The organism is Fulvivirga kasyanovii (genome assembly GCF_009711405.1).
In the GTDB taxonomy this organism is placed as follows: Bacteria; Bacteroidota; Bacteroidia; order Cytophagales; family Cyclobacteriaceae; genus Fulvivirga; species Fulvivirga kasyanovii.
The window spans coordinates 1-10,403 of the sequence record NZ_SMLW01000437.1; the positions used below are offsets into that span (position 1 = coordinate 1).

Sequence of the window (10,403 nt, forward strand, 5' to 3'; positions counted from 1 at the left end):
AGAACTATTGGTTTCAAGTAAAGATTGAAAATGGCGGATAAAAGCATTGAATATTACTGGAGCCTGAAAGGGTTTACTCCAAACGAAAAACAAAAAAAAGCTATATGTCATGTTGATGGACCACTATTTCTAACAGCAGGTCCAGGCTCTGGAAAGACCCGTGTAATACTATGGAGAGCCGTTAATTTAATCGTTTTTCATCATATAAATCCTAAAAATATATTTTTGGCAACATTTACGGAAAAGGCCGCTCACCAGTTGAAAGACGGACTGCGAGGGTTGCTCGGTATGATAACCAATGAAACAGGGCAACCTTACGATATTTCAGGGATGGCTATTGGTACGGTACATTCCATTTGTCAGGATATTCTTGTCGATAGAGATAGACGATTTTCAGAGGATGGAGTAAGAAGTAAGGCGCCCATCTTGCTTGACTCATTGGCGCAATATTTCAAAATCTACAGAAAACAATTTTGGAGAGAGTTGCTCGAAGCTGGTAGCTTTCTCAATTCAGATGATATTGAGAAGGATGAAGAACATGCCCAACGAGAGATCAATACTTACTTTGAAGGAAAAGATTACTACTCAAGACATTTGGCAGCAAACAATATCATAGGCATATTCAATCGATTTTCAGAAGAAAACCTTGATCCAAATGGAGTGAAAACTGATGACGAAACACTTCAAAGCATTTTGAAGATGTACCAACATTATAAAAAGAGTCATCAGCAAGATTTGATTGAAACGGTTGATTTCTCATTGCTACAACAGCGGGCGTTTGAAAAGATAAAGGCTTTCGAAGGAGCAATGGAGGCATATGAGCATATCATCATCGATGAATACCAGGATACCAATTCAATTCAGGAACAGATCTACTTTGAATTAGCTGGAAAGAATAAGAATATTTGTGTGGTTGGTGATGATGATCAAGCTCTTTACCGGTTTAGAGGAGCCACTGTTGAAAACTTAGTCGAATTTGACACAAGATGCCAGGAATACCTGGGTTTGAAGCCTACTCGAATTGATCTCGACACTAACTACCGTTCTAAGAAAAAAATCGTTGACTTTTACACCCAGTTTATTGAAAGAACGGACTGGAGAAAACCTTCCGGAGATGGTCATTATCGGGTGGCAGATAAGAATATTCAGGCATTTAATCGTGATGAATTTCCAGCCATTCTTACAACAGAAAGAACAGATAAAGCCACTGTCTTCGAAGAAGTTGCACAATTTGTATTTGACCTGAAAAAGAAGGGAAAAATTGAAGACTATAATCAAGTCGCATTTCTTTTTCCTTCCCTGAGTTTCAGAGGAGAAAAAAACAAAGCTGTTGAAGGTTTTGAAACCGCTTTGAATGAGAAAGGCATTCAGATATTCGCTCCCAGGGCAGGTAGGTTTCTGGATATTCCGGAAGCTGTAGAAGTTTTTGGCCTTATCTTTCATATTCTCGGCAGACCAAGTCATCAGGGGCGAGCCAGCGGTGGTTTGAAAGACTTCAGGCAGTGGCAAATAGGAGCGATGTACCAAGCTGAGCAATTGATGGTGAATGACCCCTTGTTGAGAGAATATGTTGATGACCGCAAAAAAGAGTTGACACTCATTAATGAAGATTTCCAGGCGTTGTTGAAAGTAATCAACCGAAAGAAATGGAAACTTAATCAGAAACTCAAACTGGATATGATGCGAGATTTGGCAATGGCGTCGGGTCTTTCTCCAAAAAGTAAAGCAATTTTGCAAAAGAGAGCATTTCTAGAACTCCTCAAAAAGAGAGAACAAGCCAAACAACCCGTATCTCTAAAATATGTTATCAATAGAGTTACGTCTGTAGACTGGAGTGTACTTGACCTCTTCTATCAACTCAATGGCTTTAAGCACTTCCAGGAGATGTATGCACTGGCAGAAGAAGGTATTGATGAAGGGCCGATTTGTAATCTCGGTTTGGTCACCCAGTACTTAGCCAGATTCATGGAAGAATATACACCGATCATCACTGCTTCATTCTTAGATGATAATGGATTTGTCAATACGTTTGTAGGCTCATACCTCTATGCTATATATCGATTAGGAGAGTCGGAGTATGAAGATTCAGATGATCCGTTTCCAAAAGGACGTGTACCATTCCTTACTATACACCAATCCAAAGGTTTGGAATTTCCTTATGTTGTACTTGGTAATCTCAACAAAGCCGATCGTCCAGCTGATAAAAAGGAAATTATCATCAGAGACCTACTTCAAAAAGAAGGAGAGCCACTGCACAAAATTTCGCATTTCGATAATATGCGCATGTTTTACGTCGCCTTATCCAGAGCCAAACAGATGACTGTCCTGCCCAGATGGAAGGGGCAACATCAAAGTCAGGCATTCAAAGATACATTTAATGAAGAAGAGTATCCAAAACTTGAAAATATTGCGTGGGAAGATCTTCCCCTGAGTGAATTAGAAACTGAAGATTTAGGAAAAAGCTATTCCTATACAGCGGATTACCTCAATTATCAGCAATGTCCAAGAAAATATATGATTTTTAAGAAATATGGGTTCATTCCATCCAGATCTCAAACGATGTTTTTTGGTAGTTTGGTACACCAGACAATTGAAGATCTTCATCATTTGTTGATCGCAGAACGAAAAAGAAAGGAGAAAACAGCCTGATGGAAGATTACCAAATCATCGAGAAGATCAAGGAATACTTCGAGGAAAATTACGAGCTGATGAGGCTGGAAGGAGGGCACGCAGTTACAGAAGACATAAAGCAACTGGCACTAACGCAGGTGCTTTATTATTTTACTAAACTGCGAGAAGTGGCTACCAGGGTGACAGATACAGAAGTGAAGCTCACATTACCCAATCAGACCACACCTAAAGGCAGAAGTTTCACTATTGAGGGAGTAGTAGATATTGTAAGAGATGATAATGAAACATGGATGTATGATATCAAAACACATGATACCGATTACATTCAATCGAATAAAGAGCTATATTGTAAGCAGCTCAACGTGTACGCACATATCTGGCAGCAACTGAGAGGACAGCAGCTAGACAAAACCGCAATTATCTCAACCGCATATCCGGAAGGACTAAAACAGGCACACCTGCTCAATGATCAGTTCCGAATCCAGTATGAACTTTCAAAATGGAATCCCTTGATTGATCTGGAGTTTGAACAGGAGAAAGTGAAGGATGTGATTCAGGACTTTGCCGAGACCGTAGACTGCATTGAGGACAAGAAGTTTCTACCAGCTACACCCGAAACACTAAATGAAAAGATGGAAGGGACAAATGCTCTTTTCGGCACCAGGGTTTGCCGAAACTGCGATGCACGCTTTTCCTGCTCATCCTATCGCGAATATGCTACCAGCAAGGGCAGGGGTGAGCGAGGTAACTTTAAGAAATATTTTGATGATTTTGGCTCAGATACGGATAAGGAAGAATGGGTAAATGCCAATTTGAGCAACACTAATGAACAATTACTTGATGGAGAAGCAGAAATTGATTGATACTCTAAGAGATTGTCTACATCAAGTATACAATGTTGATGCCCATCTAATTGAGAATAATCTTGATGAACGATGCATTAATCATAGATTAGCAATGTATTTGAGTCAAAGACTAGAGACAGACACGCTTAGAGTGGATACTGAATATAATCGTCATCTTGTAGACATGAAGTATTATGAGGACAATACGTACGGGTCTATTGATATTCTTTTCCACAAGCGAGGCTCTGACGTCAATAACATTTTTGCAATAGAATGCAAGAAACGTAGGATATTACAAACTGATATTACCAAAATACATGCATTACTCCGACCTGATTTTAATTACCAATACGGAGTTACTATAGAATATATATCTAAAGAAGTTAAGCTTTACCAAAGGGTAAGAGATAAAATTGAAGAAGAAACTATTGAAATATAGATGTCACACGAAAAACTAAGACCACAGTTCCTTTTTGATGAGGAGAAAATAAAACAACTTAAGCAAATAGCTCCTGAGTGTTTCGGAGATGGAAAGATCAACTTTGAAACACTCAAGCAAAACCTGGGAGAATGGACACAGGATGAAGATGGTGAAACGGAACACTTCGGACTATTTTGGCCTGGAAAAAAAGATGCCAGACGCATGGCTGCCATCCCTCCAGAAGGAACCTTAGTACCCGTATACGGTGAAGGGCTTAAAGCCGATGGCACACCAGATAGTGATGGTGAAAACGACTCCAAAAATATTTTCATCGAAGGGGAAAATCTAGAAGTGCTCAAAATTCTCCAAAAGAGCTACGCAGGTAAGATCAAGATGATCTACATCGATCCACCTTACAACACAGGGAATGATTTCATTTATGATGATGACTTCACTGAACCACTACAAGAATACCTCAGGAGAACAGGGCAAGTAGATGAGGAGGGGAAGGCATTAACTACAAATAAAAGAGCAGATGGTCGGTTTCATTCTAAGTGGTTGAGCATGATGTATCCAAGATTGAGGCTAGCGCGAAATTTATTACACGATGACGGGGTTCTTTTCGTCAGTATTGATGAAAATGAAATACATAATCTAAAAACCTTACTTATAGAGGTGTTTGGAGATGAAAACTTTATTACATCTATTATTTGGCAGAAGGTTTATGCTCCTAAAAATACTGCTAGACATTTCTCAGAAGATCATGACTATATAGTAGTTATTGCAAAAAATGCGGAAAGTTGGATGCCTGGACTATTACCAAGAACTGTTGAACAAGATGCGTTATATAAAAACCCTGATAATGATCCTAGAGGACCTTGGATGTCTGATAATCTCACAGCAAGAAATTATTATGGGGATGGTCAATATGAAATAACTGGACCAACAGGTAACACTTTTACTCCTGGAAAAGGTAGGTATTGGAGACAATCTTACGAGAATTTTAAAAAATTGGATGAAGATAATAGAGTTTGGTGGGGAAAGGAAGGTAATAATATGCCAAGGATGAAGCGATTTCTATCTGAAGTGTCGGATGGAAGAGTCCCTCAAACACTATGGACTTATAAAGATGTTGGACATACTCAAGAAGCTAAAAAAGAGCTACTTAAATATGTAACCTTTGAGAACACAGAAAATGTTCTAAACTCTGTCAAGCCTACCAGACTTATAGATAGGTTGATTCAAATTGGATCTAAAAATGAAAGCGATATCATCCTCGATTTTTTTGGGGGTAGTTGTCCCACTGCTCAGTCCGTGCTAAAGCGAAATATTATAGAAAATAGTAATCGCAAATTCATAGTAGTTCAATTTCCCGAAAAATTACCCATTGAAGAGAAAGAGGTTAAAACCATTTCTGATTTAGGTCAATCAAGGATAAGGAAATATTCCTCTGAAAACTTAAATGCAGATGCGGATGTCGGTTTCAAAAAACTAAAACTCTCTAGCTCCAATTATAAAAAATGGTCAAACTACTCAGGGCCGTCAGTAACTGCCCTTGAGGAGAACCTTGACCTCTTCAATCAAGAGCCTTTAAGAAAGGGATGGACAAAAGAAGCCTTGCTTACAGAGATTATCCTAATTGAAGGGTTTGTCCTATCGAGTACCATTAAAAAGCAAGAGCAATACACCAAGAATGAAGTGAAGAAAGTGAGCGATGAGTATTGCCAACACACACTTTTGGTTTGTCTGGACAAAAAAATCGCTCCGGAAACGATAGAGTCGCTAGAACTTTCCGGTAATGATATCTTCATCTGCCTCGATAATGCCATCAGCAATGTCGACAAACTAAGGCTATCTGATAAGGGACTGATTAAGACCATTTGATAGCATGGAGTGGATAATCATTATCGGCATTGCTGTTTTCATTATTTACCAGCTAGGTAAATCTGCAGGTAGAAAATCGGTGAGCAATTATCAACCGTCTACTCCAGAGCCTAAGCAACCTATCAAGATAGCCAAACGAGATACTCAGGCCAAGTTAGATGCCGTTCTACCCGATAATCTGGAAATCACCCCTGAGTTCCAAAAGGCATTTGACTTGATGGAAAATTCAGATAAAAGTACTTTTATTACAGGTAAAGCAGGTACAGGTAAATCCACGTTGCTCAAATATTTTAGATTAAATACAAAAAAGAATGCTGTAGTGCTTGCTCCGACAGGTATTGCAGCACTTCAGGTCAATGGCCAGACTATCCATTCGTTTTTTGAATTTCCACCCGAATTACTTCAAGAAAACAGAATTCAGAAGAATCATCGTAAAATTCCTCTTTTTCAAAAAATTGATATTTTGATCATTGATGAAATCTCCATGGTGCGGTCTGATATGATGGACGCCATCGATTATTCGTTGAGACTACATCGCAGCTTCAAGGCTCCTTTTGGAGGAGTACAAATGGTATTCTTTGGAGATATGTATCAGTTACCTCCTGTAGTAACAGGTGACCTCAAGCAATACTTTGCAGATAATTTTGAAAGTGAATACTTCTTTGGCGCACAGGTTTTTAGAAAGTTCAAATTTAACGTAATTGAGTTACAGAAGATTTTCAGGCAAAAAGATCAGTTCTTCATTGATATGTTGAATAATATCAGAGAAGGAAAAATTTTAGATACTGACATGCTCGCGCTCAACAAAAGATTAGTACCTGACTTTTTGGCCTCAAAAGATGACCTCTTCATTACTTTAGCATCAACGAACGCTATCGCGGATAATGAAAATCAGAGACGGCTCAACTTTATCACCAAACCTACTTTTACCTATAACGCTGACATTACAGGAAATTTTGAAAGCAAATCTCTTCCAACTGACCAATTTCTCAACTTAAAAGTAGATGCACAGGTAATGTTGCTCAAAAATGACCCTGATAAGCGTTGGGTGAATGGTTCAATAGGCAAAGTGATAAAACTTGAAGACGATTCGATACAAGTAGAAGTGAATCGCTCTAAATATGACCTTGAAGTGGCCACATGGGAAAACATTGAATATAAATATGATCAGGAAGAGAAGAAAATTGTCCCAATAGTGAAAGGCAGCTTTACACAGTATCCTTTGAAACTGGCATGGGCGGTCACTATACACAAAAGTCAGGGCAGAACTTTCGAGCAAGTAGTAATTGACCTCGGTAATGGGGCCTTTGCACACGGACAAACCTATGTAGCGCTGAGTAGGTGTACCTCTTTCGAAGGAATAATATTAAAGAATGCCATCAGACCAAAAGATATTATCGTCGATCAAAAAATAAAAAAATTCATGTTACTTAAGAATCAACTGTAATGAGTAGGCTGAAGATACAATTTGAATCCAATCAAGAACATCAAATAAAAGCCATTGAGAGTACTATCAAACTCTTTGATGGTTATTCTAAGAAAGCGACAAACTTTCAGATGGGTGAAGATACGGTTCCTAACCTTGATCCTTATGAAATACTGGATGAGACTTGGTTATTTGACAATTTGGTAAATGTACAAAGGGAAAATGGTCTTGTAGAGGACATGATGCTCAACTGCGACGATGGCTTCGAGATTGTTGGTATTGACTCATGGCGTTATCCATACTTCACAGTTGATATGGAAACGGGTACGGGCAAAACCTACGTTTATTTACGGACTATTCATGAATTGAGAAAACATTACGGATGGGGGAAGTTTGTTATTGTAGTTCCTAGTGTAGCCATTTACGAGGGAGTTGTCAAAACCTTCAGTATCACCAAGGAGCATTTCAAAACACTTTACGGAAACGAAACGATTAACTTAGTCGAGTATAGTGGTCAGAAAATCAGCAAATTAAGAACATTTTCTTCATCTTCCAATGTCGAGATTTTATTAATGACCGTCGATTCCTTTAACAAAGAAACGAACGTCATCTTCAAACCCACCGAAAAGCTTCAGGGAGAGAAACTTCCTTATGAATATATTCAGGAAACTCGCCCAATCCTCATTCTAGACGAATCGCAGAACTATACTAGTGAAAAGTCAAAACAAGCCTTGCGAACACTTCATCCACTCTTCGCACTGAAATACAGTGCCACACCAACCGAGAAAGGAAGTAGCAAGGAAGAGAACCGGGAATTGATGAATAGATTCTACTGGTTATCCCCGGTGGCCGCTTTTCAACAAGACTTGGTGAAGAAGATTGAGGTGCTAGGTGTAACAGAGGAACATAACCTCAATGACAACCAGCTCTCCATGACTTTTATGGAATCCGCCGCTGGATATGGTTTAGCACTTCAGGCAAAGCTAAATATTCTCAAAAACGGAGAGTTAACCCCAAAGACTATTAAACTCCAAAAAGGCGATGACCTATTTGAAAAAACTGGTAATTCTGCCTATGAAGGATTGATAATCAGCGAAATAGACAGAGGGAATGGTGTCGTACTGTTTGATAACGAAACAAGTCTCAAAGTGGCAGAAGGAGGGGAGGTCACACTTTCTAAAGAAGAGATTTTCAGGGTTCAGATCGAAGAGACGATAAAAGCCCACATGATCAAGCAAAAACAACTACTTGACAGTGGTATCAAAGTACTTTCACTCTTCTTTATTGATAAAGTTGCTAATTATGTGGAGAATGATGGTATTATCAAAAAACTATTTGATGATGCATTTGATAAAATAAAAGTATCCTATCCTTTTTACAAGGGGTATGAAGCTGAGCAGGTTAGAGAAGGGTATTTTGCAAAAAAAACAGCTAAAAATAAGCCAGATGAATTTGTTGATACCGGGATAGAAAAGAAAACTCAGAAAGATAAGGAGTTGGAAAAAGTTGCTTACAGTCTCATAATGAAAGATAAAGAGAGGCTTCTGAGTTTCGATGAGAAAGTGAGTTTTATTTTTGCACACTCTGCATTAAAAGAAGGTTGGGATAACCCTAATGTATTTCAGATCTGTACGCTGAATACGGCCTCTTCTGAAAAGAGAAAGCGACAGGAAATCGGACGAGGATTGAGGATTGCCGTAAACCAGGAAGGGGAGAGGGTTCAGGATGAAGGAGTGAACATATTAACAGTAGTAGCCAATGAAAGCTATGAAAGCTATTGTGAGCAGCTACAAACAGATTATGTTGAAAGTGGAGATGTTCCACCTCCAAACCCGTCAAATGCCAGAAAAACTTCTGCCAAAAGAAATGATGTCATTTTTAATAGCGCTGATTTCAGGCAATTCTGGGAAAAGCTTTGCAGAAAAACTGAGTACAAGATTGAAATTGACGATGATCAATTGATCAGAGATTGTATTACAAAACTCAATATTGCCAAATATCCTGAACCTAATATCGTTGTAGTGAAAGGAAAGTTCGTCATGACCACTTTCAGAATTACCTTTACTGAAGCCAAGGTGGGAATGGCTAGACTCGTAATTGACATTTCGGATTCGTTGGGCAATAAGGACAGAAGAGAAAGATGGTTTGAAAAAGGTGATGATCTGGCTAAAAAAGCCAAAGATGAACGCTTGAAAGGATACAAAATAGTAGAAATCAAAGCAGAAGGAGAACATTCGATAGTTTACTTTGGAGATCATGACCCATTGAAAATCGCCGAATCACACGAATTTACGAGTGAGAAAGGTCAAAAAGGAGATCCTCAGTCTAGAAAAGAGGCTCAAACTACATATCCAGTATTCAACTTCATTGATAGAACCGCCCAAGCAACATCATTAAAGAAATCGTGTGTACTACAAATATTTAAAGGTCTTAACGAAGGAGTTAAGAATCGAATTTTTAAGAACCCAGAGGGTTTTTCATCCGTTTTTATGGAAACCATTAAGACCACACTTGCTAATCATATTGCTGAAAAAATTGAGTATTCCCTTACCGATGAATTGATGGATTATGAGGCCGAATCCATGTTTCCTGAATCAAGAAAATTCCCCCAGAAAGAGCTTGTAGACGGAGTAGATTGGTCGCTTTACGATCAAGTTCAAATAGACTCTGATATTGAGCGAAAGTTTGTGCAATATAAACTCAATGATGCCGCAGAAGTTGATAACATCGTTTGTTACTTCAAGTTCCCAAATCAGTTTAAGATCTCAATTCCGAAAATCATTGGTAACTACAATCCAGATTGGGGAATCATCCGTTGGGATGACAATCATAAACTAAAATTGGAGCTTATACGAGAGACCAAAGGAAATGTAAATCCAAATTTATTACAGTTTCCAAATGAAAAACGTAAGATCGACTGTGCCTCCAAGCACTTTGAATTGACAGGAATTGACTATAAGCAGATCAAAGGAGATGAAGTCAAATGGTGGTAATTGATAAACCTTGAAAAGAATGAAATTTTTAGATCTAGCTAAGCGAGTACTAGAAGAAAACCAAAAACCCCTAAGTGGTTCAGAGATTTGGAAAATAGCGGAAGAAAAAGGATATGTAGATTTGCTCGAGACGATTGGAAAAACTCCTGAGCAAACATTATTAGCTAGGTTATATACGTCAGCTAATGATCCAGATAACTCAA

7 protein-coding genes are annotated in these 10,403 nt (G+C 38.6%); all 7 read left to right on the forward strand.

The annotated features are described in order from the left end of the window. The first annotated feature begins 30 nt into the window (after window positions 1-30). Window positions 31-2,649: a UvrD-helicase domain-containing protein gene (locus tag E1163_RS06745; protein ID WP_155170676.1), complete on the forward strand. Its 2,619-nt coding sequence runs from the start codon at window positions 31-33 to the stop codon at window positions 2,647-2,649. Then, window positions 2,649-3,494 (forward strand): PD-(D/E)XK nuclease family protein, encoded by an 846-nt coding sequence (locus E1163_RS06750; RefSeq protein ID WP_155170677.1) that lies wholly within the window; start codon window positions 2,649-2,651, stop codon window positions 3,492-3,494. The genes E1163_RS06745 and E1163_RS06750 overlap by 1 nt, the downstream gene beginning before the upstream one ends. Window positions 3,495-3,588: 94 nt before the next feature. Continuing rightward, on the forward strand, window positions 3,589-3,915 hold the full coding sequence (locus E1163_RS06755; protein ID WP_185155992.1) for a hypothetical protein: 327 nt from the start codon (window positions 3,589-3,591) through the stop codon (window positions 3,913-3,915). Further along, window positions 3,916-5,781, forward strand: coding sequence for a site-specific DNA-methyltransferase (locus E1163_RS06760; RefSeq protein WP_155170679.1), 1,866 nt, complete (start codon window positions 3,916-3,918; stop codon window positions 5,779-5,781). It begins immediately after the preceding gene. Window positions 5,782-5,785: 4 nt separating this feature from the next. Beyond that, window positions 5,786-7,228, forward strand: coding sequence for an ATP-dependent DNA helicase (locus tag E1163_RS31370; RefSeq protein ID WP_281353097.1), 1,443 nt, complete (start codon window positions 5,786-5,788; stop codon window positions 7,226-7,228). Continuing rightward, window positions 7,228-10,200, forward strand: coding sequence for a restriction endonuclease (locus E1163_RS06770; protein WP_155170680.1), 2,973 nt, complete (start codon window positions 7,228-7,230; stop codon window positions 10,198-10,200). The genes E1163_RS31370 and E1163_RS06770 overlap by 1 nt, the downstream gene beginning before the upstream one ends. Window positions 10,201-10,219: 19 nt before the next feature. After that, window positions 10,220-10,403: winged helix-turn-helix domain-containing protein (locus tag E1163_RS06775; protein ID WP_185155993.1), on the forward strand; the 184-nt coding region annotated here is incomplete at its 3' end.